The 22,923-nt window shown below is 72.8% G+C and carries 20 protein-coding genes and 2 tRNA genes; 5 read left to right on the forward strand and 17 right to left on the reverse strand.

The features are described 5' to 3' along the window. Positions 1–182: 182 nt before the first annotated feature. Positions 183–1,169 carry a DNA polymerase III subunit delta gene (gene holA / locus ACZ499_RS32335; RefSeq protein ID WP_468679747.1) on the reverse strand — a complete coding sequence of 329 codons (987 nt, stop codon included), beginning with the start codon at positions 1,167–1,169 and terminating at the stop codon, positions 183–185. A gap of 108 nt (positions 1,170–1,277) precedes the next feature. Between holA and ACZ499_RS32340 the strand changes: the two genes are divergently transcribed. Then, entirely contained in the window at positions 1,278–1,526 is a 249-nt protein-coding gene (locus ACZ499_RS32340) for a hypothetical protein (RefSeq protein WP_468679749.1), read from the forward strand. Positions 1,527–2,168: 642 nt separating this feature from the next. On the opposite strand, the gene ACZ499_RS32345 is transcribed toward ACZ499_RS32340, so the two are convergent. The 5 genes from ACZ499_RS32345 to leuS all read right to left on the reverse strand — a co-directional run bounded on the left by ACZ499_RS32345 (position 2,169) and on the right by leuS (position 10,855). Beyond that, positions 2,169–4,709: a ComEC/Rec2 family competence protein gene (locus ACZ499_RS32345; RefSeq protein WP_468679751.1), complete on the reverse strand. Its 2,541-nt coding sequence runs from the start codon at positions 4,707–4,709 to the stop codon at positions 2,169–2,171. Next, complete coding sequence (locus tag ACZ499_RS32350) at positions 4,706–5,392, reverse strand: ComEA family DNA-binding protein (RefSeq protein ID WP_468679753.1); 687 nt, start codon at positions 5,390–5,392, stop codon at positions 4,706–4,708. The genes ACZ499_RS32345 and ACZ499_RS32350 overlap by 4 nt, the downstream gene beginning before the upstream one ends. 589 nt (positions 5,393–5,981) lie before the next feature. Further along, complete coding sequence (locus tag ACZ499_RS32355; RefSeq protein ID WP_468679756.1) at positions 5,982–6,827, reverse strand: DegV family protein; 846 nt, start codon at positions 6,825–6,827, stop codon at positions 5,982–5,984. A gap of 165 nt (positions 6,828–6,992) precedes the next feature. Then, positions 6,993–7,823 (reverse strand): hypothetical protein, encoded by an 831-nt coding sequence (locus ACZ499_RS32360; RefSeq protein ID WP_468679758.1) that lies wholly within the window; start codon positions 7,821–7,823, stop codon positions 6,993–6,995. A gap of 158 nt (positions 7,824–7,981) precedes the next feature. After that, positions 7,982–10,855 carry a leucine--tRNA ligase gene (gene leuS / locus ACZ499_RS32365; RefSeq protein ID WP_468679760.1) on the reverse strand — a complete coding sequence of 958 codons (2,874 nt, stop codon included), beginning with the start codon at positions 10,853–10,855 and terminating at the stop codon, positions 7,982–7,984. Between the two features lie 386 nt (positions 10,856–11,241). On the opposite strand from leuS, the gene ACZ499_RS32370 reads away from it, so the two are divergent. Beyond that, positions 11,242–12,606 carry a hypothetical protein gene (locus ACZ499_RS32370; RefSeq protein ID WP_468679762.1) on the forward strand — a complete coding sequence of 455 codons (1,365 nt, stop codon included), beginning with the start codon at positions 11,242–11,244 and terminating at the stop codon, positions 12,604–12,606. Further along, complete coding sequence (locus tag ACZ499_RS32375) at positions 12,603–14,171, forward strand: NADH-ubiquinone oxidoreductase-F iron-sulfur binding region domain-containing protein (protein ID WP_468679764.1); 1,569 nt, start codon at positions 12,603–12,605, stop codon at positions 14,169–14,171. The genes ACZ499_RS32370 and ACZ499_RS32375 overlap by 4 nt, the downstream gene beginning before the upstream one ends. Positions 14,172–14,232: 61 nt before the next feature. On the opposite strand, the gene ACZ499_RS32380 is transcribed toward ACZ499_RS32375, so the two are convergent. Continuing rightward, positions 14,233–14,305 (reverse strand) — tRNA-Ala (locus tag ACZ499_RS32380). A gap of 117 nt (positions 14,306–14,422) precedes the next feature. On the opposite strand from ACZ499_RS32380, the gene ACZ499_RS32385 reads away from it, so the two are divergent. Next, a complete protein-coding gene (locus ACZ499_RS32385) occupies positions 14,423–15,646 on the forward strand; it encodes a glycosyltransferase 87 family protein (protein WP_468679766.1) in 1,224 nt (407 codons plus the stop codon). On the opposite strand, the gene ACZ499_RS32390 is transcribed toward ACZ499_RS32385, so the two are convergent. From ACZ499_RS32390 to ACZ499_RS32400, 3 genes are all read right to left on the reverse strand, one after another. Continuing rightward, a complete protein-coding gene (locus ACZ499_RS32390) occupies positions 15,615–15,848 on the reverse strand; it encodes a hypothetical protein (RefSeq protein WP_067158879.1) in 234 nt (77 codons plus the stop codon). The two genes, ACZ499_RS32385 and ACZ499_RS32390, sit on opposite strands and share 32 nt — an antisense overlap. 1 nt (position 15,849) lies before the next feature. After that, positions 15,850–16,011 carry a zinc ribbon domain-containing protein gene (locus ACZ499_RS32395; RefSeq protein ID WP_468679768.1) on the reverse strand — a complete coding sequence of 54 codons (162 nt, stop codon included), beginning with the start codon at positions 16,009–16,011 and terminating at the stop codon, positions 15,850–15,852. A 72-nt stretch (positions 16,012–16,083) separates the two neighbouring features. After that, entirely contained in the window at positions 16,084–17,445 is a 1,362-nt protein-coding gene (locus ACZ499_RS32400; RefSeq protein ID WP_468679833.1) for an MFS transporter, read from the reverse strand. A 181-nt stretch (positions 17,446–17,626) separates the two neighbouring features. Between ACZ499_RS32400 and ACZ499_RS32405 the strand changes: the two genes are divergently transcribed. Further along, the gene (locus tag ACZ499_RS32405) at positions 17,627–18,496 is read left to right on the forward strand and encodes a helix-turn-helix transcriptional regulator (protein WP_385547135.1); all 870 of its coding nucleotides are present in this window, start codon (positions 17,627–17,629) and stop codon (positions 18,494–18,496) included. A gap of 146 nt (positions 18,497–18,642) precedes the next feature. Here ACZ499_RS32405 and ACZ499_RS32410 read toward each other — a convergent pair. The 7 genes from ACZ499_RS32410 to ACZ499_RS32440 all read right to left on the reverse strand — a co-directional run bounded on the left by ACZ499_RS32410 (position 18,643) and on the right by ACZ499_RS32440 (position 22,917). Next, positions 18,643–18,715, reverse strand: a tRNA-Ala gene (locus ACZ499_RS32410). A 150-nt stretch (positions 18,716–18,865) separates the two neighbouring features. Then, entirely contained in the window at positions 18,866–19,525 is a 660-nt protein-coding gene (locus tag ACZ499_RS32415) for a histidine phosphatase family protein (RefSeq protein ID WP_468407095.1), read from the reverse strand. After that, entirely contained in the window at positions 19,522–19,956 is a 435-nt protein-coding gene (gene rsfS / locus ACZ499_RS32420; protein ID WP_371652683.1) for a ribosome silencing factor, read from the reverse strand. The genes ACZ499_RS32415 and rsfS overlap by 4 nt, the downstream gene beginning before the upstream one ends. A gap of 78 nt (positions 19,957–20,034) precedes the next feature. Beyond that, positions 20,035–21,768, reverse strand: coding sequence for an LCP family protein (locus ACZ499_RS32425; protein WP_468679770.1), 1,734 nt, complete (start codon positions 21,766–21,768; stop codon positions 20,035–20,037). A gap of 14 nt (positions 21,769–21,782) precedes the next feature. Next, on the reverse strand, positions 21,783–22,403 hold the full coding sequence (gene nadD, locus ACZ499_RS32430; protein WP_101388280.1) for a nicotinate-nucleotide adenylyltransferase: 621 nt from the start codon (positions 22,401–22,403) through the stop codon (positions 21,783–21,785). Positions 22,404–22,441: 38 nt separating this feature from the next. Beyond that, complete coding sequence (locus tag ACZ499_RS32435; protein WP_385547129.1) at positions 22,442–22,603, reverse strand: hypothetical protein; 162 nt, start codon at positions 22,601–22,603, stop codon at positions 22,442–22,444. Positions 22,604–22,692: 89 nt separating this feature from the next. Then, entirely contained in the window at positions 22,693–22,917 is a 225-nt protein-coding gene (locus ACZ499_RS32440) for a hypothetical protein (protein ID WP_468406606.1), read from the reverse strand. Between the last annotated feature and the right edge of the window lie 6 nt (positions 22,918–22,923).

The raw sequence follows: 22,923 nt of genomic DNA on the forward strand, positions 1-22,923 counted from the left end.
TCCCCCTACTGTGGCCCAGGGAGGCGCGGCGCGGAGGGGGGGGACGGAGCCGGGGGGGGGGGGGGGGCCGCCCCCCCCGCCAGGGGGTCCGGGGTCCGGGGGCTCCGCCCCCGGGAAACCCACCTCCACCCCCACCCACCCCCGGAGGGTTTAGGCGAAGGGGCGGGGTGGGGCAAAACCCCTTACCCCCGAGCCCGCGCGGCCCGAGCCACAGCCACAACCGCCTTCTCCAGGGCGTACTCGGGATCGTCCCCCCCGCCCTTCACCCCCGCATCCGCCTCAGCCACAGCCCGCAGGGCGAAAGCGACACCGTCCGGCGTCCACCCCCGCATCTGCTGCCGCACCCGGTCGATCTTCCACGGCGGCATCCCCAGCTCCCGAGCGAGATCGGCGGGCCGCCCGCCCCGGGCCGACGACAGCTTCCCGATCGCCCGTACCCCCTGAGCCAGCGCACTCGTGATCAGCACCGGCGCCACCCCGGTCGACAGCGACCACCGCAGCGCCTCCAGCGCCTCCGCCGCCCGGCCCTCCACCGCCCGGTCCGCGACCGTGAAGCTCGACGCCTCCGCCCGCCCGGTGTAGTAGCGCCCGACGACCGCCTCGTCGATCGTCCCCTCCACGTCCGCGCACAGCTGCGACGCCGCAGAGGCGAGCTCCCGCAGATCGCTGCCGATCGAGTCGACCAGCGCCTGGCACGCCTCGGGCGTGGCCGAACGCCCCAGCGCCCGGAACTCCGACCGCACGAACGTCAGCCGCTCCGCCGGCTTCGTCGTCTTGGGGCACGCCACCTCCCGCGCCCCCGCCTTGCGCGCCGCGTCGAGCAGCCCCTTGCCCTTGGCGCCGCCCGCGTGCAGCAGTACGAGCGTGATCTCCTCGGCGGGCGCATCGAGATACGCCTTCACGTCCTTGATCGTGTCCGCCGACAGATCCTGCGCGTTCCGTACGACCACGACCTTGCGCTCGGCGAACAGCGAAGGGCTGGTCAGCTCGGCCAGCGTGCCGGGCTGGAGCTGGTCGGAGGCGAGGTCGCGCACATCGGTGTCGGCGTCGGCGGCCCGTGCGGCCGCCACCACCTGCTGCACGGCGCGGTCGAGCAGCAGGTCCTCCTGGCCCACGGCGAGCGTGAGGGGAGCGAGCGGATCGTCGGTGGAATTCTTCCTGGTGGCCATCGCCATCCAGCATCCCACGCGCCACTGACAGCGCCCCCACGGAAAGCATCCCCGGCAGCCCCCGGCGGCCGTTCCCCTTCACCCCTCCCCGTACCGGAGAATGTCCAGGTGAGCGATGTGACCCGACACGTACTGGTACTGCCCGACCGCGACGCCGCCGACGAGGTGGCCGAGGAACTCCCCGCCCGCTTCGGCCTTGCCGAAGAGCCCCAGCTCGTACGCGACGCCCTGGCCGGCGAGGACGACGCCGAGGACGCCCAGTGGCTGGTCGTGATCGAGGACCCGCGCCACCGCCTCGACCCGGCGGCGCTGCACGAACTCGCGGAGGAGTACGAGGGCTGGCTGGAGGCGCCGTAGCCCGGGCCGGAGCGCTGTGCTCCGCGTCCCGCGAGCACGACCGGGCCTCACCCGGCTTGGGCGCGCCGCCCCACAGCTCACCCGGCCTTCGGCACGACCCCCGGCTGTCGGCTGTCGGCTGTCGGCTGTCGGCTGTCGGCTGTCGGCTGTCGGCTGTCGGCTGTCGGCTGTCGGCTGTCGGCGGAACGGTAACCGCCGCGAGAGGGCCGCTCCGGCCCGTACGGGCCGTACGGGAAGAGTCGGTCGAACAACTGCCGGTCCAGAGGCTGAGCACGGTGCGCACACCCCCGTGCGAGAAGGAACTTCCGGACCACGCACGGCCAGGACAGTCTCGTCACGGCAGCACTAGCGGCCCTTGACGAAGATACATTCGATCACTATTGGCCGTTCGCGACAAACAGTGCCCATGTGATGTGTTGGGCAACATTGTCCGGAGAGGCCCGAATTGCTACCCCCAGTTACATCGGACGGGCGACCACGGGGGCATCAAGATCCGAGGGGCGCCAAGGACTGCCATGCGATGGGGCTGCCCGCGCCGGGTTACGTGGGCCGGGTTGCGCGAGTCGGGTTACGCGTGCCGACTTACGCCCCGCCGCGTTGCTCCCGGGCCTCCCGCCGCGTGGCCCGGGGCCCCGCCCGCCCTCATGGGCTACGCCCCAGCGGCACCGCCGTCAGCCCACTCCCCGCCCCGCTCCCCCTCCCGGTCACCGCGATCGCGCCGTCCGTGTCCGTACGCAGCACCCGCGCCCCGGAGTCGGCGAGCAGGGACACCGTGGCGGGCGCCGGGTGGCCGTACGGGTTGCCCCTCCCCGCCGAGATCAGCGCCAGACGGGGCCGGATCGCGCGCAGCAGGGCCGGGGCCTGGTGGGCCGAGCCGTGGTGGGCGACCTTGAGGACGTCCACCGGCGGCAGCTCGGGGTGCGCCCGCAACAGGGCCTGCTGGGCGGGTGGTTCGAGGTCGCCGGGGAGGAGCAGGGTCAGCCCTCCGGCCCGGACGAGCAGCGTGACGCTGGCGTCGTTCGGCCCGTCCGGCGTGACCGTCGGCGGAGGCAGCGGCCACAGCGCCTCCCAGGTGAGGCCGCCCACCGCACGCCGCTCCCCCGGCTCCACCGGGACGACCGGCACCCCCGCCTCGGCGGCGGTCCTTCGCACGAACCGGGCCTGGTCCGGCGGCTCTTCGAACGTCGCCGTCTCGATCACCCCCACGGCCCGGCCGCGCAACACCCCGGCAAGACCGGCCACGTGGTCGGCGTGGAAGTGGGTGAGCAGGAGCAGCGGAATCCTGGTGACGCCCAGGGCTCTGAGGCACCGGTCGGCCGGAACGGGGTCGGGCCCCGCGTCGACCACCACCGCCGTGCCCTCCCCCGCCGCCAGCACGGTGGCGTCGCCCTGCCCGACATCGCACATCGCGAACGCCCAGCCCGGCGGCGGCCACCCGGTGACGATCCTGGTGAGCGGGGCGGGCCGCACCACGGCGAGCAGCAGGAGCAGCGCGCACCCGGCGGCCACCCACGGATGGCGGGGCAGCCGTCTGCCCAGGAACACCGCGCCGACGGTGACCCCGGCGAGCAGGGCCCCACCGCCCCAGCCGCCCGGCCACCCCGTCTGCGCCCCTGGCAGCGCCGCCCCGGTCCGGGCGATGTCGGCGATCCACCCCGTCGGCCAGCCCGCGCACCGGGCCAGCAGCTCGGCGGCCGGCATCGCGACCGGCGCCACGGCCAGGGCCGCGAACCCCAGCACCGTGGCAGGGGCCACCGCCAGTTCCGCCAGCAGGTTGCACGGGACGGCCACCAGACTCACCCGCGCCGCGAACACCGCCACCACCGGCGCGCACACCGCCTGCGCCGCACCCGCCGCCGCCAGCACCTCCGCGAGCCTGCCCGGCACCCCGCGCCGCCGCAGCGCCTCGCTCCACCCCGGGGCGATCGTGAGCAGCGCCCCCGTGGCCAGGACGGAGAGGAGGAACCCGTAACTCCCCGCCAGCTCTGGGGCGTACAGCACCAGGACCAGTACGGCGGCGGCCAGCGCCGGGATCAACGATCGGCGGCGGCCCGTGGCGATGGCGAGCAGCGTGACGAGTCCGCAGGCCGCCGCGCGCAGCACGCTCGGCTCCGGCCGGCACACCACCACGAACGCCACGGTGATCACCCCGCCGAGCAGCGCCGTCGCCCGCAGCGAGATGCCGAGGCGCGGGGCCAGACCGCCCCGCTCGGCCAGCGAGGCCCGGCCGGGCGGTCCGATCAGCAGCACGAGAACGATCACCAGGTTGCTGCCCGACACCGCCATCAGATGCGTGAGGTCGGTCGCCTCGAAGGCGTCCCGCAGCTCGGGCGTGACCCGAGAGGTGTCCCCGACGACCAGCCCCGGCAGCAGCGCCCGGGCATCCGGGCTCAGCCCGTCGGCCGCCTCCCGCAACCCGGCCCGCAGCCCACCCGCCGTACGCTGCAATGCGGTTGGCTCCCCCACGACCTGCGGCGCCGCCCGCTCGGGCACCCGCACCACGGCGGCCACCCACTTGTCACCCGGCCTCGGTGGCGCGAGCCGGGCGGACACGCGCACCCGCGTCGAGGGCAGCAGCCGCTGCCACGGCTCCGGGGCGGTCACCAGGACCGGCGTCCGTACCCGGCTGCCGCCGCCGTCCGGCCCGACGATCCGGGTGACCAGCGCCTGGATCACCACCGACCGCCCGCCCCACGCCGCCCGCGCCCGGACCGGCCTCGGGTCGGAGGTCAGGGTCAACTCGACGGTGGCGTGCGCGTATTGCCGCGCAAGCTCGGGAACCGGACCCCGCCGGTCCTCGGCCACGTGCAGCGCGCTCGCGGTCGCCCCGGCGGCCGCGCACAGAAGTACGGCGGCGACGGCAACCCGGTTCGCCCACCAGGGCCCGGCCCGCTGCGCCGTCGGGACGGGCGGTGCGGGGCCGGCCCCGCCCCATAGGCCAGCCCTGCCTCCCACCCTCCCTCCCCAGCCCCGAATCGTCGGCCCCAGCAGCACCGCCGCCACCACCAGGAACGCCACGATCCCCCAAGTCACCCATCCCACCGGGGCATTGAGCGCCACTGCGGCAGCCACCCAGGCGCCGACCGCCGGCGGGACCAGGCGGAGGTCCGGCGGGCCCTCTCGGTGGGGGTTCGCGGCCCCGAGCGGGTTGCCGGACTCGATGTGGATCACAGGGCGGTTCATGGCCGCACCAGGGGCCGGAGGTCCTCGAACCGGCGGTCACCGATCCCATTGACCTCCCGTAACTCGTCGACGGACCGGAAACCGCCGTGCTGGGCGCGGTAGTCGACGATGTGCTGGGCGAGCACGGGACCCACCCCCGGCAGGGCGTCGAGCTGATCCACCGTGGCGGAGCTCAGACTGACCGGCGCCCCCGCCGCACCCGCCCCGGCGCTCCCCCCACCGCCCGCCACCGGTGCGACCCCGCCCGGTACCGCGCCGGGCACGCCCACGACCACCTGCTCACCGTCCATGAGCACCCGCGCCCGGTTGAGTCCGGTGACATCCACCCCGTCCCGTACCCCGCCCGCCGCAGCCAGCGCGTCCGCGACCCGGGACCCCGGAGGCAGTCGGCGAATCCCCGGTCGCCGCACCTTGCCGCTGACGTCGACCACGATGCCCCCGCCCGGAGACGGCCCGGGTGCCCCACTCACCCCGGTCGCCGTCAGCGGGCTCGGCGTGGGGGCCGGGCCGGTGCCCACCGTCCGAACGGGAGGCGCCGGTCCCCTCACCCTTTCCGGGGCGCGCACGGGCTCGGGCCGCCCCGCCCAGAAGTGCTGCACGGCGAACCCCACGGCCACGATCAGCACCACGCTCAGCGCGGCCAGACTCCTCGGCGTGAGCCCGCACCGCACCTGCACCCACACCGGCAACCGCTCCCGCAGCGCCGCCCAGGCCCGCTCCCGTACGCCTGGAAAGCCAGCTCCAGCGGCCGCAGTTGGCGGCGTCGGGGCAGGGGCGAGGTCAGGAGCAGAGGCAGGGGCAGCGCCAGGAGCAGGAGCAGCAGCAGGTGCAGCAGTGGGGATCGAACCGGAGAACGGGCGCCCGGGCGGTGCCGCCGAGGGCGCGACCGGCGACGATGGGTTGGTCGACGAGGGCGCGACCGGCGACGATGGGGCAGTCGGCGAGGGTGCCGGGAGCAGTGCCTCCGCCCGCCGCCGCGCGGCCGTTCCGGCGGAAGCCCGGGCCTGGGCGCCGTGTGTGCGACGACCGTGACCATGGCGGGCACGGCCGTCCGAACCCGGAGCGCGGCCCGGGCCGCTCGTTGCGATGCGTGGTGATCGGATAGCCATGCCACGACGGTAGGCAGCTCCGGCCGACCCCGCTGAGCAGGACCAATTCCCGTGGATATCCCAGTGGTTGTGGATATCTCCGTCACCCGTACGGGTAACACGCGCCGGTCCGCCGACCCCGACGAGCGGCCCGTCCGGCGGACCACGCGTCCGGCCATCGGCCTCAGCGCGGCGAAACCACCGCCCCCAGCAGCCCGGGCCCCGTGTGCGCCCCGATCACCGCGCCGACCTCGCTGACGTGCAGATCCGCAAGCCCCGGCACCCGCTCCCGCAGCCGGTCCGCGAGCGTCGCCGCGCGCTCGGGCGCGGCGAGGTGGTGCACGGCGATGTCCACCCGGCTCGTACCGGCCCGGTCGACGACGATCTCCTCCAGCCGGGCAATCGCCTTCGAGGCGGTGCGTACCTTCTCCAGCATCTCGATGCGGCCGCCCTCCAGCTGGAGCAGCGGCTTGACCGCGAGCGCCGAGCCGAGGAGTGCCTGCGCCGCCCCGATCCGGCCGCCCCGGCGCAGATAGTCGAGCGTGTCCACGTAGAAGAAGGCGGAGGTGCCCGCCGCGCGCTTCTCGGCCGCGGCCACCGCCTCGTCGAGCGTGCCGGCCGCCTCGGCCACCTCCGCTGCCGCCAGCGCGCAGAAGCCCAGGGCCATCGCGACCATCCCGGTGTCCACCACCCGTACCGGCACCGGCGCACTCTTCGCCGCCAGCACGGCGGCGTCGTAGGTACCCGAGAACTCGGCCGACAGGTGCAGCGAGATGATCCCGGTGGCGCCGGCTTCGGCCGCGGCCCGATAGGCGGCGGCGAACACATCGGGGCTGGGCCGCGAGGTGGTCACGGAGCGGCGTTTCTGCAAGGCCAGAGCGAGGGAGCGGGCCGAGATCTCGGTCCCCTCCTCCAGCGCCTGGTTGCCGAGGACGACGGTCAGCGGCACCGCGGTGATGCCGTGCCGCTCCATCGTCTGCGGCGGCAGGTAGGCCGTTGAATCGGTGACGATCGCGACATGGCGGGACATGAGCGGGAGGTTACCCGCCGGGGCCGCTGCACGGCAGCCCGGCCCCGGTCCAATGATCGGTTCGGACCTGCCTTGACCGGTTCGGACGTGTGTCGACACCCGGGCCGTGCGCCCTCGCCCGGGCGGCAGCGGGCCGCCAGGGAACCCAGGCCCCGTTCCTACGCTTCAGTTCGTCGTCTCCGGCTTGGCCGTCTTCTGCCACGGGTACACGGGCGCGGGCTTCGCCGCACCGATCGCCTGTGGGGCGTCGGACGCCGTCCCGGCCGCCGCGTCGACGACCGTGGCCGACTCGGGCCGGCTCTGCGCCGAGGCCTGCTCTCCGGACGTCTGCGGCCACGAGGCGCGCGCCGCGCCACCCGCCACAGGGGCCGACGAGGCGGAGGCCGGGGCAGTGGGGGCCGATCCGGGTATCCCTCCCGGCACACCCGTGGTCGCCCCCGTGGTCGGCCCCTTCGTCGCCCAGTCCCGCAGCGCCCCCGACTCGACCTCGATCTCCGCGCTCAGTGCCGCCAGGTCGTCGTCGGCGAACTGCTGGGCCCGGTCGCGGGCCGCCCAGCGCAGCGAGTCCGCCGCGTGCGTGATCCGCTCCGTACGCTCGCGCAGCTCCGGCATCCGCTCGCCCACGCGCCGCTTGTCGGGCTCGCGCTCCAGGCGCTTGAGCTCGTCGTCCAGCTCGTGTCCATGGCCGCTCAGCCGCTCGAAGAGACTCAGCGACTCCTTCAGGGACTCGTCCTGCTCCACGCGTGCGTGCAGCGAGTCCCGGGTGGCCCGCATCGAGGTGCGCAGCGAGAGCCGCAGCTGTGCGAGCTCCCCGGCCACACCGACCTGGCCCATGCTCTTGGCCCGGAGCGTCGTGTCCTCGACGGCCTTGCGGGCCTGCGTGACCGTGCGCTCCACTCCTCGCTTGGCGGCGCCGACCGCCTTCACCGCCAGGTACACGCCCAGCACGACGAAGGCGACGAACGTCAGCGCCAGGATCGCGATCGCGGCTTCCATGAACGTCCCCTCGGTGTCGGTCGGCTTCCCTCCACCGTAAACGGAAAGGGCAGGCTGGCGGTTCCCGTGGAACCCCCAACCTGCCCGTAGGGGAAACCCCCATTACCGCTCGCCCGTCACGCGGGAGCTGTCACGCAGGAGCTGTCACCCGTGAACTGTCACGCGGGAACGATGTTCACCAGCTTCGGCGCCCGCACGATGACCTTGCGGATCCCGGCGCCGCCCAGCGCCGCGACGACCGCCTCGTCGGCCAGGGCCAGCTTCTCCAGCTCCTCGTCGGAGATGGTGGGCGGGATCTCCAGGCGCGCCTTGACCTTGCCCTTGATCTGGACGACGCAGGTCACGGTCTCGTCCACGACGTACGCGGGGTCGGCGACCGGGAAGTCCTGGTGGACGATCGAGTCCTGGTGGCCCAGCTTGCGCCACAGTTCCTCGGCGATGTGCGGGGCCAGCGGCGCCACCAGCAGCACCAGCGGCTCCGCGACCGAGCGCGGCAGCGCGCCGCCCGCCTTGGTCAGGTGGTTGTTCAGCTCGGTGATCTTGGCGATGGCGGTGTTGAAGCGCATCTCCGCCAGGTCGCCGCCGGCGCCGTCGATCGCCTTGTGCAGGGCGCGCAGGGTCGCCTCGTCCGGCTCGGCGTCGGTGACGGTGACCTCGCCGGTCGTCTCGTCGACGATGTTGCGCCACAGCCGCTGCAGCAGGCGGTACTGCCCGACCACCGCGCGCGTGTCCCACGGCCGCGACACGTCCAGCGGGCCCATCGCCATCTCGTACAGGCGCAGGGTGTCCGCGCCGTACTCGGCGCAGATCTCGTCCGGAGTGACCGCGTTCTTCAGGGACTTGCCCATCTTGCCCAGCTCGCGCTTGACGGGCTCGCCCTCGAAGAAGAACTTGCCGTCGCGCTCCTCGACCTCGGCGGCCGCGACCGGGAAGCCTCGGCTGTCCCGGTAGACGTACGCCTGGATCATGCCCTGGTTGTACAGCTTGTGGAACGGCTCGACCGACGAGACGTGCCCCAGGTCGAACAGGACCTTGGACCAGAAGCGCGCGTACAGCAGGTGCAGCACGGCGTGCTCGGCGCCGCCGACGTACAGGTCGACACCGCCGTGCGGCTGCCCCTCGCGCGGTCCCATCCAGTACTGCTCGATGGCCGGGTCGACCAGCTTCTCGCTGTTGTGCGGGTCCAGGTAGCGCAGCTCGTACCAGCAGGAACCGGCCCAGTTGGGCATGGTGTTGGTCTCGCGGCGGTACTCCTTGGGGCCGTCGCCCAGGTCCAGGGTGACGTGGACCCAGTCCTCGTTGCGCGACAGCGGCGTCTCCGGCGAGGTGTCCGCGTCGTCCGGGTCGAACGTGCGCGGCGAGTAGTCCTCGACCTCGGGCAGCTCCAGAGGCAGCATCGACTCGGGCAGCGAGTGGGCGACGCCGTCCTCGTCGTAGACGATCGGGAAGGGCTCGCCCCAGTAGCGCTGGCGGCTGAACAGCCAGTCGCGCAGGCGGAAGTTGACGGTGCCCTCGCCGATGCCGCGCTCGGCCAGCCAGTCGGTGATCTTCGCCTTGGCGTCGACGACGCCCAGGCCGTCCAGGGAGATCTCGGCGCCCGTCGAGTTGACCAGCTTGGCGTCGTACGAGGCGAACGCGTCGTCCCAGGTCGAGGCGTCGGTACCGCGGTCGTCCGACGGCTCGACGACACAGCGCATCGGCAGCTCGAAGGCGCGCGCGAAAGCGAAGTCACGGGTGTCGTGCGCCGGGACGGCCATGATCGCGCCGGTGCCGTAGCCCATCAGGACGTAGTCCGCGATGAAGACGGGGACCTGGTCGCCGCTGACTGGGTTGACCGCGTACGCGCCGGTGAAGACGCCGGTCTTCTCCTTGGCGTCGGCCTGGCGCTCCACGTCGGACTTGGAGGCGGCGAAGGCGCGGTACTTGGCGACGGCCTCGGCGGGGGTGGCGTGTCCGCCGGTCCACACCTCGTGGGTGCCCTCGGGCCAGGCGGCCGGGACGATCGCGTCGACCAGCTCGTGCTCGGGCGCCAGCACCATGTAAGTGGCGCCGAACAGGGTGTCCTGGCGGGTGGTGAAGACGGTGATCGCGTCGCCCTCGGAGCCCACCGGGAAGGCCACGCGCGCGCCCTCGGAGCGGCCGATCCAGTTGCGCTGCTGCAGCTTGATGGCGTCCGGCCAGTCCAGCGCGTCCAGGTCGTCCAGCAGGCGGTCCGCGTAGGCGGTGATGCGCATGTTCCACTGGCGCAGCTTCGCCTTGAAGACGGGGAAGTTGCCGCGCTCGGAGCGGCCGTCGGAGGTGACCTCCTCGTTGGCCAGTACGGTGCCCAGGCCCGGGCACCAGTTGACCGGCGCGTCCGAGGCGTACGCCAGGCGGTAGCCGCCCAGGACCTCGGCGCGCTCGGCGGCGCTCAGCTCGCTCCACGCACGCGTAGTGGGAGCCTGACGCTCACCGCTCTCGAACTGGGCGACCAGCTCGGAGATCGGACGGGCCTTCTGGGCTTCGGTGTCGTACCAGGAGTTGAAGATCTGGACGAAGATCCACTGGGTCCACTTGTAGTACTCCGGGTCGATCGTGGCGATCGACCGGCGCTTGTCGTGGCCCAGCCCCAGCCGGCGCAGCTGGCGCTTCATGTTGTCCATGGCGGCCTCGGTCGACACCCGGGGGTGCGTGCCGGTGGCGACCGCGTGCTGCTCGGCCGGCAGGCCGAAGGCGTCGAAGCCCAGCGTGTGCAGCACGTTGTGGCCGGTCATGCGCTGGTGGCGGGCGAAGACGTCCGTGGCGATGTAGCCCAGCGGGTGGCCGACGTGCAGTCCCGCGCCCGAGGGGTAAGGGAACATGTCCATGATGAACTTCTTGGGCCGTGCGACGACGGCCGGGTCCCCGGCCAGGTCACCGCTGGGGTTCGGCGCCGCGTAGGTGCCGTCGGCGTCCCAGAAGTCCTGCCAGCGTGCCTCGATGTCGGCGGCCATGGCGGCCGTGTAGCGGTGCGGCGCTACCGGCTCTGCGGCAGCGGGGTTCGTCTCGCTCATGATCCTTAAAGCTCCATCGATCGTCTCTGCCAGCGGCTGCGATTCACCAAACGAAAAAGCCCCTCGCACAGGAGGGGACGCCGCGCCGATTCCGACCGGCTCTTTCATCGGTCGGGACTGATCAGCGCGGCTCGCTAAGCAGAAGGCGTACGGCACGCATGGCGTCAGGGTACCGCAGGCCCCACACGGCCCGCACTGAGCGTTCACAAGGGCGCACACCGAGCGTTCAGGAGGCGCCCCAACGAGCCCAGCCGACAGAGGTTACTCCGCGTACCGACCTCTTCCGACCTCTTCTGGGGCAACCAATCAAACGCCGTACCGCTTGGTAAGAGGCGACCTAGCATGCGGCCACGGGACCACTTTGCTGAACGTTTCGGAGTTGCCCCATGAACCCTCACAGTCCCCGCTCCACCCCGACACTGAAAATCCCGTCCCTCAAGGGACGGGTGAAGGGAGGATCGTCCGGCGCGCTCCTGGTCGCCTCGACGGTGCTCATACCGGTGCTGGCCGCCACGACCGGCGGCGGTTTCCGTGCCGCGCTGGACTTCACCACCGGTGTCCTCTCGCTGGTCTGCCTGACGTCCTCGGTCGTCTGGGGCCTGCTCGCCACCGACCGGCTGCTGATGACGACGCGCCACCGGCTCGTCGCCCAGGCCGTGCACCGCACAACCGCCGTGTCCTCGATCGGCTTCCTCCTGGTGCACGTCACCGTCAAGATCGCGGTCGGCCATGTGGGCCTGCTCGGCGCCCTGGTGCCCTTCGGGCTCGGCGTCACCGGCTCGGACGGCCTGATCGGCCTCGGCTCGCTCGCCGCCGTCCTCATGGTCGTCACGGCCGCCACCGGCGCTCTGCGCAGCGCCTTCGCCAACCCCGACCGCGTCGCGGGCTACTGGCGCTCGGTGCACATGCTGGCCTACCCGGCCTGGTGCTTCGCGCTGGTCCACGGCCTGTACGCGGGCCGTCAGGCGGCCGGCTGGGTCGTCACGCTCTACAGCCTCTCGCTGGCCGGTGTGGCCGGCGCCCTGGTCGTCCGCTCGCTGCCGCGCCCGGTGCGCCGCCGCATAACCCGGCGGCTGGCGCCGCTCCTCGCGCGCGTGGAGGCAGCCCAGGCGGTCGCCCCGGACGCCTCGACCCCCCAGTCGCACCCGGCGGACCCCACCTCGCCGCGCTATGAGGCGCCCGCGCCGCATCCGTACCCGACGGACGCGTTCGCGACCGACCGCTTCACCGCCGAGCGCGAACCGGCCGACCCGCTCTCGGCCGACCCGTACGAGCCGCAGGAGCTCTACGGGACCGAGCAGCCGCGTTCCGTGCCCGGGCCGGCCCCGGCGCCCGGCATCTCGGCCGCCTACCGTGCGGTCTCCCTGGCCCCCGCACCGCCCCAGTACGCCCCGAGCTGGCCGACGCCCACCCCGCGTCCGCCGGAGAACATGCCGCTCCAGGAGAGCGGCTTCGCGGACCTCGGCGGCACCGACCTCGGCGGCGCGGCCTACAACAGCACGGGCTACAGCGGCACCGACTACAGCGCCGACTTCGGCGGCGCAGGCCTCGGCGGCGCGGACTTCGGCGGCTTCGACGAGACCGCACCACTGCCCACCGTCCCCTACGGGGACAACGGCGCCGCCTTCGAGACCCCGGGACCGCTCCCCGGGACCGGCGCGCCGCAGCCCGAACCCTCCCCCCAGCCCAGCCCGTTCCACCAGCCCGTCGCCGGTGAGCCCTGGCAAACCCCCGCAGGAGACCGCCCGTGAACGCGCCACTGCCCGACGTCCCCGAAGTGCGGGTCGTCGGACTCCCGCAACTGACGGCGGGGTTCGACCTCGTCGAGCGCCTCGGCCTCGACATGCACCTGAAGGTGCACGGGCCGCTGGAGCCGGTGCCCGGCGAGCAGCTGGCCCAGCTCGCCGAGGACATCTCGCTCAACGGGCGCGGCGGCGCCGGGTTCCCGTTCGCCCGCAAACTGCGGGCGGTCGCCAAGTCCGCGATACGCCGGGGGGTGCGCCCGGTCGTCGTGGTCAACGCGAGCGAGGGAGAGCCCGCCTGCCGCAAGGACACGGTCCTGGTGAACCGCGCCCCCCATCTGGTCCTGGACGGCGCTCTGCTGGCCGCTGAGGCCCTCGGCGCCCGCACCCTGGTCGTCGCCGTCACCCGGGACTCCACGGAGGCCTCGATCCGCGCGGCCCTCGCCGAGCGGGGTCTGGCGGACCGGCGCGGGACCGCGCTCCGCGCGCGCGTGGTGCGCACTCCGGAGCGGATGATCTCCGGCGAGGCCTCGTCCGTGATCCGGGCGGCGGGCGGCGGGCCCGCGATGCCGCCGGGGCGCAAGGTGCGCGCCTCGGACACCGGCATCGGGGGCGCGCCGACGCTGCTGTCCAACGCGGAGACGTACGCGCAGCTCGCCTTGGCCGCCCGGGTCGGCCCGCGCAGATACAGCCACTCCGGGCTGCCCACCGAGCCCGGGACGGTCCTGCTGACGCTCTCCGGGGCGGTCGCCCGCCCGATGGTGGTGGAGGTGCCGACGGGCGTACCGCTGCGGTACGTGCTCCAGCTGGCCGGGGCGCCGCCCGTGCCGCAGGGCGTGCTGACCGGCGGCTACCACGGGAGCTGGCTGGACGCGGCCGCCGCGCACGACGCGGTCATCTCGCGGGAGTCGCTCGCCGCGTTCGGCGGCGCGCTCGGCGCGGGCGCGATCCTGCCCATCGGGCCGGAGACCTGTCCGCTGGGCGAGGCGCTGCGGATCGCCAACTGGCTGGCGGCCGAGACGTCGGGCCAGTGCGGCCCGTGCCGGCTCGGTCTGCCGGCCGCCGCGGGCGGCCTCGCGGACGTCATGAACGGCGGTGGCCCGGCCGCCCTGGAGGCGCTGCGCGAGGTGACGGGCGCGGTCAAGGGGCGCGGTGCCTGCAAGCACCCGGACGGCTCGGCCCGCTTCCTGGCGTCCACCATCAACGCGTTCACCGACGATCTGGCGGCGCACGTCCTGGGCGGCGGCTGCGGTCGCCCCACGCTGGGCCTGCTGCCGCTGCCGGGCGACGGCTACCAGGAGGAGGGCATCCCCAGCGGCGAGAAGGTGCTGGTCGACTGGACGCTGTGCGAGGGGCACGGGCTGTGCGCGGATCTCATCCCGGAGCTGATCCGGCTGGGCGCCGACGGCTACCCGGCGGTGGCCGACGCGACCGTCCCGATGCATCTGCAGGGGCGCTCGCAGCGTGCGGTGCGCCGGTGCCCCGCGCTGGCACTGCGGATCGAGGGGGCGCCCGCCGAACTGCCCTCGCTGACCGCCCCGGCCCGCAAGGCCCTGGGAAGCGGCCGCAGTTGACCCGCTGAGCCGTAACGGCAAGAAGGCGGCCACCCGGATCGGGTGGCCGCCTTCTTTATTGTGGAGCTAAGGAGAATTGAACTCCTGACCTCCTGCATGCCATGCAGGCGCTCTACCAACTGAGCTATAGCCCCTTGTTCTGTTTTCCGCCCGGTTTCCCCTGGCGACATCGAGAACATTACACGGTCCCCCCGGCACTCCACCAAATCGGTTGCCGTTCTGTACGGACAGGGCCGGTAACGTCCCCTTTCGTGACCGTGAACGTGCTCGCGCACACCGCCGCCCGTCTCACCCCCGTCCGCCGCCCCGTGGCGCTCGCCGGCGCGGCCTGTCTGCTCTCTTTCGTCACCTTTTGGGTCGCCCAGCGGGCTGCCGGGGTCTCGATGATCGACCTGATGGTCTACCGGGCGGAGGGAGGGGCCGTACGGGCCGGGGCGGACCTGTACGCGATGCGCGCCACGCGCGCGCGGCTGCCCACCACGTACCCGCCGTTCGCCGCGCTGCTGTTCACGCCGCTGACGCTGCTGGGCGTGCCCGAGATGCGTACGCTCGCCACGGCTGCGAACCTCGCCCTCCTTGTCGCGCTCGCCCACCTTTCGCTGCGGCTCGCGGGGCGGGAGCGGCCGGGGGCCGCGCTGTGGGTGGCGGCGCTCACGGTGTGGTGCGAGCCGGTGTGGACGACCCTGCGCTACGGCCAGATCAATCTGCTGCTCGCGGTCGCCGTCCTGTGGGATCTGACCCGGCGGGCCGGCCACCGGGGGGCGGGCGCGGGCATCGGCCTCGCGGCCGCGGTGAAGCTCACACCCGCGCTGTTCGCGCTGTTCCTGCTGCTCACCGGTCTCGTACGCGCGCGTGGAGCGGGCTGGAACCAGTGGCTGCGGCAGGCGGCGACGGCGTTGGCGGTGTTCGCCGGGGCGACCCTGGCGGCCGCCCTCGTGCTGCCCGCCGACTCGCGCCGCTTCTGGACGTCGACGGTGTTCGAGACGAGCCGGGTCGGCCTCGCCGAGGACACCGCCAACCAGTCCCTGCGCGGGGTGCTGGCGCGGCTGCTGCACACCGGCGACTCGGGGTCCTGGTGGACGGCCGCCGCTGCCCTCACGGCGGCGCTGGGGCTTTATGTGACGGTACGGGCCGAGCTGCGCGGGGAGCGGGCCCGGGCGGTGCTGTGCTGCGCGGTCACGGCGCTCCTGGTGAGCCCGGTCTCCTGGTCGCACCACTGGGTGTGGTGCGTGCCGGGGCTCGTGCTGCTCGGGGCCCACCGGATCCGCGTGGCCGTCGCCGCCCTGGTCTTCGGCTCGTACGCCCTGTGGTGGGTGCCCCACGGTGCGGGCCGCCCCGAACTGGCCCAGAACGAGCTGCAGATGGCGCTCTCGGCGCTCTACCCGCTGGCCGGGGCCGCCTTCGTGGCGGCGGTGGCGCTCGGGGCGCGGCGCGGGGCGCCGCTCAGGCCGTGGCGAACGAGTAGAACCTCTTGAGGGTGCAGTGCGCCTCCAGGAGGCGGCCGTAGATCGGCTCCCCCTCCAGCTCCCGGTAGGTCTCGATGGGGTCGCCTTTTATGATCAGCGCCCGCGCGCATTCCTCGCACCAGTACTGGTAGTCGGCGTTGACCGGTTCCATGTCCCGGACGATCGGCGTACCGCTGCCGCACCAGTCGCACTTCCGCCTGTGTGCACCCATCTCAGCTCCAGCTGTGGCCGCAGGCCGTGCACACGTAGGAGACGTCCCCGCTGTCGCCGAGCATCTGGGCGACACGGGAAGAGCCGCAGGAAGGGCAGCTGATCCGGGTCGCTGTCCGCGGCGCACCGGACAGGGCCGGGACGTCTTCGCGGCTCGCAGGCATCGCGGTCTCCCTCCCGTTCGGTCCGTCGTCCCCCTCCGGCCGTCCCGATTCTGCCATGGTCGCGCAAGAGGGTCAGCGGCGTCGTGGTAGGAGACCCGTCAGCGCTCCCACGAGGGCCGCTCCAGCCAGCGCCAGAGAGCACACCCACAGCGCGCCGCCGGAGGTGTGCGCCCCCGCCGTGAGCCGGTTCAGGAAGAGCGTGCCGAAGGCGGCGACCCCGATCAGCTGGCCCAGCTGGTTCACGGTGGCGAGCAGACCGCTGGCGTCCGCCGCGTCCTCGGGCCGTACGCCCGCGAGCGCGCCCGCGAAGGTGGGGCTGAAGGCCAGCGCCAGACCGGCGCCGACACCGGCGTACGTCACGTAGACGGTGAGCCCGCCCGTGCCGCCGCTGCGCTGCAGCAGGCCGGTGGCCAGGGCGGACACCGCGGTCAGCGCGAACCCGCCCGGCACCAGCGCCCGTTGCCAGCGCGCGGGCCAGCGCCGCCAGGTCAGCCCGACCGTGCCGAAGACCACGGCGGTCGGCGCGAAGGTCAGTCCCGCGCGCAGCGCGCTGTAGCCGAGGCCGCCCTGGATGTGCAGGGTGAGGGTGAACAGGAAGCCCGCGTTGATGGCCATCACCACGGCGATCCGGACGACCGCGAGGCCCATGCCGGGCAGACGCAGCACCCTGGGCGCGATCAGCGGGGTGCCCCCGCGCCGGGCGAGGCGCGACTCGTACGCCCAGAACGCGGCGAACAGCAGCGCGCTCGACCCCAGCGACAGCCAGGCCCACAGCGGCCAGTCCTCCTCCTGGCCGAGCACCAGGGGCACCGTGAGCAGCGAGACCGAGGCGCCGAGCAGCACCAGGCCGGGCAGGTCGAGGTCGCGCGCCCAGCGGGCCGCGCCGCGGTGCTCGTGCCGCTCCCCGGGCAGATGGCGCACGCCGAGCGCCAGCAGGACGAGCCCGATGGGCACGTTGACCAGGAACACCGGCCGCCAGCTGGTGCCGAAGAGGTCGGCGCTGACCAGGATGCCGCCCAGGACCTGCCCGGCGGCGGCGCCGGTGGCGAGCACGGCGGAGTAGACCCCGAGGGCACGCACGCGTGCCTCTCCGGTGAAGTTGCGCTGGATGAGGCTGAGCACCTGCGGGATCATCAGCGCCGATCCGGCGCCCTGCACCAGCCGGAAGGCGATCAGCTGGCCGGCCGTCCCGGCCAGGCCGCAGGCAAGGGAGGCGGCCGTGAAGACGGCGAGGCCGGCCAGGTAGAGCCGGCGGTGCCCGAGCAGGTCGCCCAGGCGCGCCCCGGTGATGAGCAGCACGGCGTACGCGATGGTGTAACCGGCGACGACCAGCTGCAACGCGGCGCCGGAGGCGTTCAGTTCGGTACGGATGGTGGGGGCGGCGACGTTGACGATGAAGACGTCGAGGAGCGCCATGAACTGCGCCGCGAGCACGATCGCGAGCAGCAGCGGGGGCCGGTTGTCAGTGGCACGGTCTTTACTGAGCAAGGGACTTGGGCCCGTGGGAAGCGCGGTGGTCATGGCAGCCAGCCTGACCCCGCTCGGATACGGGTAACGAGAGCCCGCTGATGCTGGTACTGACAGCACCTGGCAGCGGCGGGCGACGGGACCGACGATGGGGGACGTGACAACTGTGGCCGCACCGAACGGACGGCGGAGACCGGAACTCGCCGCATTCCTGCGCAGCAGACGCGCGCGGGTCACGCCGGCCGACGTCGGCATGCCGCCCGGCTTGCGGCGGCGCACGCCCGGGCTGCGCAGGGAGGAGGTCGCCCAGCTCTCCGGAGTCGGCGTGACCTGGTACACCTGGCTGGAGCAGGGCCGCCCCATCAACGCCTCCCCGCAGGTCCTGGACGCGGTGGCGCGCACCCTGCGCCTGGACGAGCCCGAGCGCGAGCACCTCTACCACCTGGCGGACGTGCCCTGCGAGCTGGACCGGGAGGCCCTGCCTGCGGAGGTGGGCCCGGAGATCCAGGGCATCATCGACGCCCTGGACCCGCATCCGGCGGTGGTCTACAACGGGCGCTACGACATCCTGGCGACCAACCCCGCCTACCGGGACCTGTTCGACATCCCGGAGATACGGGCGACGGGTGTGCGCAACGTGCTGTGGACGCTGTTCACCGTGCCGGAACCCGCCTGTCCGGTCCTGTTCCGGGAGAAGGAGCTGCCGGTGATGGTGGCGACCCTGCGCTCGGAGTACGGCCGCCATGCCGGGGAGCCCGCCTGGGAGTCGTTCATCGCGAAGCTCTCCGAGGCGAGCCCCTACTTCGCACGGCTGTGGAAGACCGGCGACGTGGTGCCGCCGGGACCGCGCGTGAAGACCTTCCGGCACCCGGCGGTCGGCGAGATACGGATGACCTCGGTGTCGCTGTCCATCAACGGGATGCCGGAGTGCCGGATCGTCACGTACACGCCGAACGATGAGGAGAGCGGCGCGCGCACGGCGACGCTGAGGGAGATGCGGGAGAAGATCTGGGCGTGAGGCGGCCGCGCGGGCACGGGGCTGGGCGGCCGCCTCACACCCGCGCCCACCGGGTCGGGCGGCGGGGGTGCGGGAAGCGGGCGTGCGGTGCCCCGGAAACGCGAAATCCCGCCCGGTCGAACCGACCGGACGGGATCCCGTACCTGTGGAGCTAAGGAGAATTGAACTCCTGACCTCCTGCATGCCATGCAGGCGCTCTACCAACTGAGCTATAGCCCCGCTGTTCGCTGTGTTTCCCGCGCTCCTGCGCCGCGAACAAGAAGAACTTTAGCCTGTGACCTGCCGGAAAGTGAAATCCGGTGGTCGCACCGCCCGGGCGGGCGCCCGGCGCGCCCCGGCGGCCGCACCGGGGGCGACCCGGCGGCTGCCTCAGTCGTCGTCGCCAAGGACCGGCTCGGGGAGCGTCCCGGCGTTGTGCTCCAGCAGGCGCCAGCCGCGCGCGCCCTCACCGAGGACGGACCAGCAGCAGTTGGAGAGCCCGCCCAGGCCCTCCCAGTGGTGCGCCTCAAGACCCAGGAGGCGGCCGATGGTCGTACGGATCGTCCCGCCGTGGCTGACCACGACCAGAGTGCCGTCGTCGGGCAGCTTGTCGGCGTGGGCGAGCACCACCGGGGCGGCCCGGTCGGCCACCTCGGTCTCCAGCTCTCCGCCGCCCCGGCGCACCGGCTCGCCGCGCTTCCACGCCGCGTACTGCTCGCCGTAGCGCCCCACGATCTCCTCGTGGGTCAGGCCCTGCCAGGCGCCCGCGTACGTCTCCCGAAGAGCCGAGTCATGGGTCACCGGCAGCCCGGAGACCGCGGCCAGCTCACCGGCGGTCGCCGCGGCCCGCTGGAGGTCGGAGGCGATGATCGCGTCCGGCTTCAGGGCCGCCAGCAGGCGCGCCGCACGGCGCGCCTGGCCGAGACCGGCCTCGGTCAGCTCGATGTCCGTGGAGCCCTGGAAGCGGCGCTCCAGGTTCCATGCGGTCTGGCCGTGCCGCCACAGGACTACCCGGCGGCCCCGGCCCGGCTTCGCGTCGCTGCTGTTCAGCTCAGCTCACCGTCCTCCGTCCCACCGTGCAGCTGGGCGTGCTCGGCGGCCTTGCCGCGGGTCTTCTTCGCGTCCTCGGGAAGCGGCAGCTCGGGGCAGTCCTTCCAGAGCCGCTCCAGGGCGTAGAAGACACGCTCCTCGCTGTGCTGGACGTGCACGACGATGTCGACGTAGTCGAGCAGGATCCAGCGGGCGTCGCGGTCGCCCTCACGGCGCACCGGCTTGGCGCCGAGCTCCTTGTTCAGGCGCTCCTCGACCTCCTCCGCGATGGACTTGACCTGGCGGTCGTTGGGTGCGGAGGCGAGCAGGAAGGCGTCGGTGATCGACAGCACGTCGCTGACGTCGTACGCGATGATGTCGTGCGCGAGCCGGTCGGCGGCCGCCTGAGCGGCGGCGGTGATGAGCTCGATGGAACGGTCCGTGGCGGTCACATGCTGGCTTTCGTCGGCGGTCAGATCGATTCAGATCGTTCTCCAGGATCTCACGGACCGCCGACAGCCCCGAAAGGATTACTTGATCTTGTAGTCCTTGCCGAGCACCACGGTGACATCCGCGTTCGCCGCGGCCTTGCCCTGCTTGACCGCACCGGCCGGAAGACCCAGCGTCTTGGCGACCTCTTCGGCCTTCGCCTTCTGCGCCGCGTCACCGTAGGTGACGGAGGACGACGCCGCCGTACTCGCGCCGCCCGCGTCGATGAAGGCGTAGCCGCCGTTGACCAGGTCGACCCGGGCCTTGTCGGCCGCCTTCGGGTTGCCGCTGGCGTTGCTGACACCGACGCGGACCGCCGCGCCCTTGTCGGGGGCCGTGACCGAGCCGCCCAGGATGTCCTTGACCACGCTGTCACTGGCCTTCGCGCTGAGCGTGCCGTCCTGCTGGACCGGCAGCACCGCCGTCTTGTAGGCGCCGACCTTGGCGTGCTCGGCGAGCTTGGCCAGCGAGGCGCCGAGGTCGGACTCGGGCAGCGAGGGGTCGAGGATCTGCGCCAGCGTCTGCACGGTGATCGTCGCGGCCTTGGGGTCGTCCGAGATCTTGCGCAGCACCCCGTACATCACCTGCCCGAACCGCTGCAGCTGCTTGGCCTCGGCCTCGCCGGGCCCCTTGTACGTGGCGTACGCCACAGCCATCTGCCCGGTCAGCGTCTGGTCGTCGCCCTTCTTCACCACGGGGGGCGCGCCCGCCTTGGTGCCCGGCACATCGGCATCCGTACTGATGTCGATGTTGCCGACCAGGTCGACCAGGTTCTCCAGGAAAGGCGTGTCCAGACGCCAGGTGCCGGTGATCTTGGTGCCGAGCAGGGTGCCGAGCGCCTCGCGGGTGCCCTGCGAACCGTCGCCGTCGACGGACTTGCCGAGCGTGGTGCGGGTGCCGTCGTCGTTGGAGACGGCGAGGGAGTTGGGCAGCAGGACGGTGGTGCCCTGCTTGGTGGTCGCGTTGTTGACGAGCAGCGCCGTGGAGGTACCGCCCTTCGCGGTGTTGTGCAGATGGACGACGATCACGTCCCGCTTCTGCGCCCCGGCCGCGACCGCCGGCTTCTTGGAGTCCGAGGACGAGGAGACGCCGGGCAGCTTGCCGGCCGACCAGAGGTAGCCGACGCCGCCGATCGCCGCGAGGGCGAGAACGACGACGAGCGCGACCACCCGGTTGCGGCCGCGGCGCCGTGCCTCCTCGCGCCGCTCGGTGCGGCTCTCGGTGAACTTCAGCCAGTCGATGACGTCTTCGGAGTCCTCGTCGGGCTCCTCGATGAACGAGAACTGCTCGGTGCGGTAGTCGCGTTCGTCCTTGCGTTGCTGCGGCAGCACCGGGATCTGCTCGGCCACCGGCTCGGGCTCGGCTTCCCGTACGGGGGCCTGCGCCTGGCCGGACGTCTGGGCGGCCTGCTGGGCCGGGGGCTGTTCGCGGTTCCACTGCTGCGTGGTGTCGTAGCCGTACCCCTGGTTCTGCTGGGGCACGGACGGCTGCGCGGACTGGCCGTACGCGTCATAGCCGTATTCGTACGAGGGCTGCTGCTGGGCGTACGGGTCGTACCCGTAACCACCCTGCTGCTGACCCTGCTGGCCCCGCTGCCCTTGGTGATCCTGCTGGGAGGGCTGGGCCTGGTGGGTCTGCTGCGGCTGGGCCTGGGCGTACGGGTCGTACGAGCCCTGCTGGGGCACCTGTTGGTACACCGGCTGGCCGTACTCGTCATAACCGACAAGTTGCACCTGCGGCGCATAGGGGTCGTACGGGTCCTGTCGGTCGTTCACCGGGTGCCCTTCTCTCACTCGCCGCGGTAGAGCTGGCGCTTGTCGATGTAGCGCACCACGCCGTCCGGAACCAGATACCAGACCGGGTCGCCCTGCGCGACCCTCGCCCGGCAGTCCGTCGACGAGATCGCCAGGGCGGGCACCTCCACCAGCGACACCCCGCCCTCGGGCAGACCGTCGTCCGTCAGTATGTGGCCGGGCCGGGTCACCCCGATGAAGTGGGCGAGCGAGAACAGCTCGTCCACGTCACGCCAGGTGGTGAGGATCTGCGAGAGCGCGTCGGCGCCGGTGATGAAGAACAGGTCCGCGTCGCTGTTGAGGGCGCGCAGGTCCCGCAGCGTGTCCACGGTGTACGTCGCGCCGCCGCGGTCGATGTCGATCCGGCTCACCGAGAACTGCGGGTTGGAAGCGGTCGCGATGACCGTCATCAGATACCGGTCCTCGGGCGCGGAGACGTTTTTGTGGCTCTTCTGCCACGGCTGCCCCGTCGGTACGAACACGACCTCGTCCAGATGGAACTGAGAGGCCACTTCGCTGGCGGCCACCAGGTGTCCGTGGTGGATCGGGTCGAACGTTCCACCCATCACGCCGATGCGCCGCTTGACCGGACCGGTAGGCACTTCCTGCTCTCCCATGCGTGCAGAGCCTACTGGCCCGGTGGAAACGCCCCGACTCAGCGGTCGCGGTTGAAGCGCGTGGTGATCCACAGCAGGAGCAGCAGCGCGAACAGGGCGCCGCCACCGGTGACGTACGGGCTGAGGCTTTCGTGGTTGCCGCCGTGCTCGGTGCCCTCGGCGAGGGTGACCAGGTTGGCGGCGGTGCTGGTGAGGCTCATCGTCAGCAGGACCTATCCGGGAGTCGGAGCGGAGACTTCGGGCTCATCGTATGCGGGCCGCCCGGGCACTCTCACGCCGACTCAGCCGTTCAGTCCTTGACGGCGCTCTCCGCGTCGGGGCTCGCGCCCCGGCTCGCCTCGCCGTCGGGCCCGGCCGCGGCCGCGTCGCCACCGTCGTTCGAGCGGTAGCCGCGCAGCAACAGCCAGGCCAGGCCGCCCGCACCGAGGATCGACACCAGCAGCAGGATCCGCAGTACATTGCCGGGTCCCTGCTGGTCCGAGGCGGCGGCGAGAAGCGTGACGGCATCCGTCATGGCAGG

Source organism: Streptomyces sp. NPDC031265 (genome assembly GCF_055570295.1).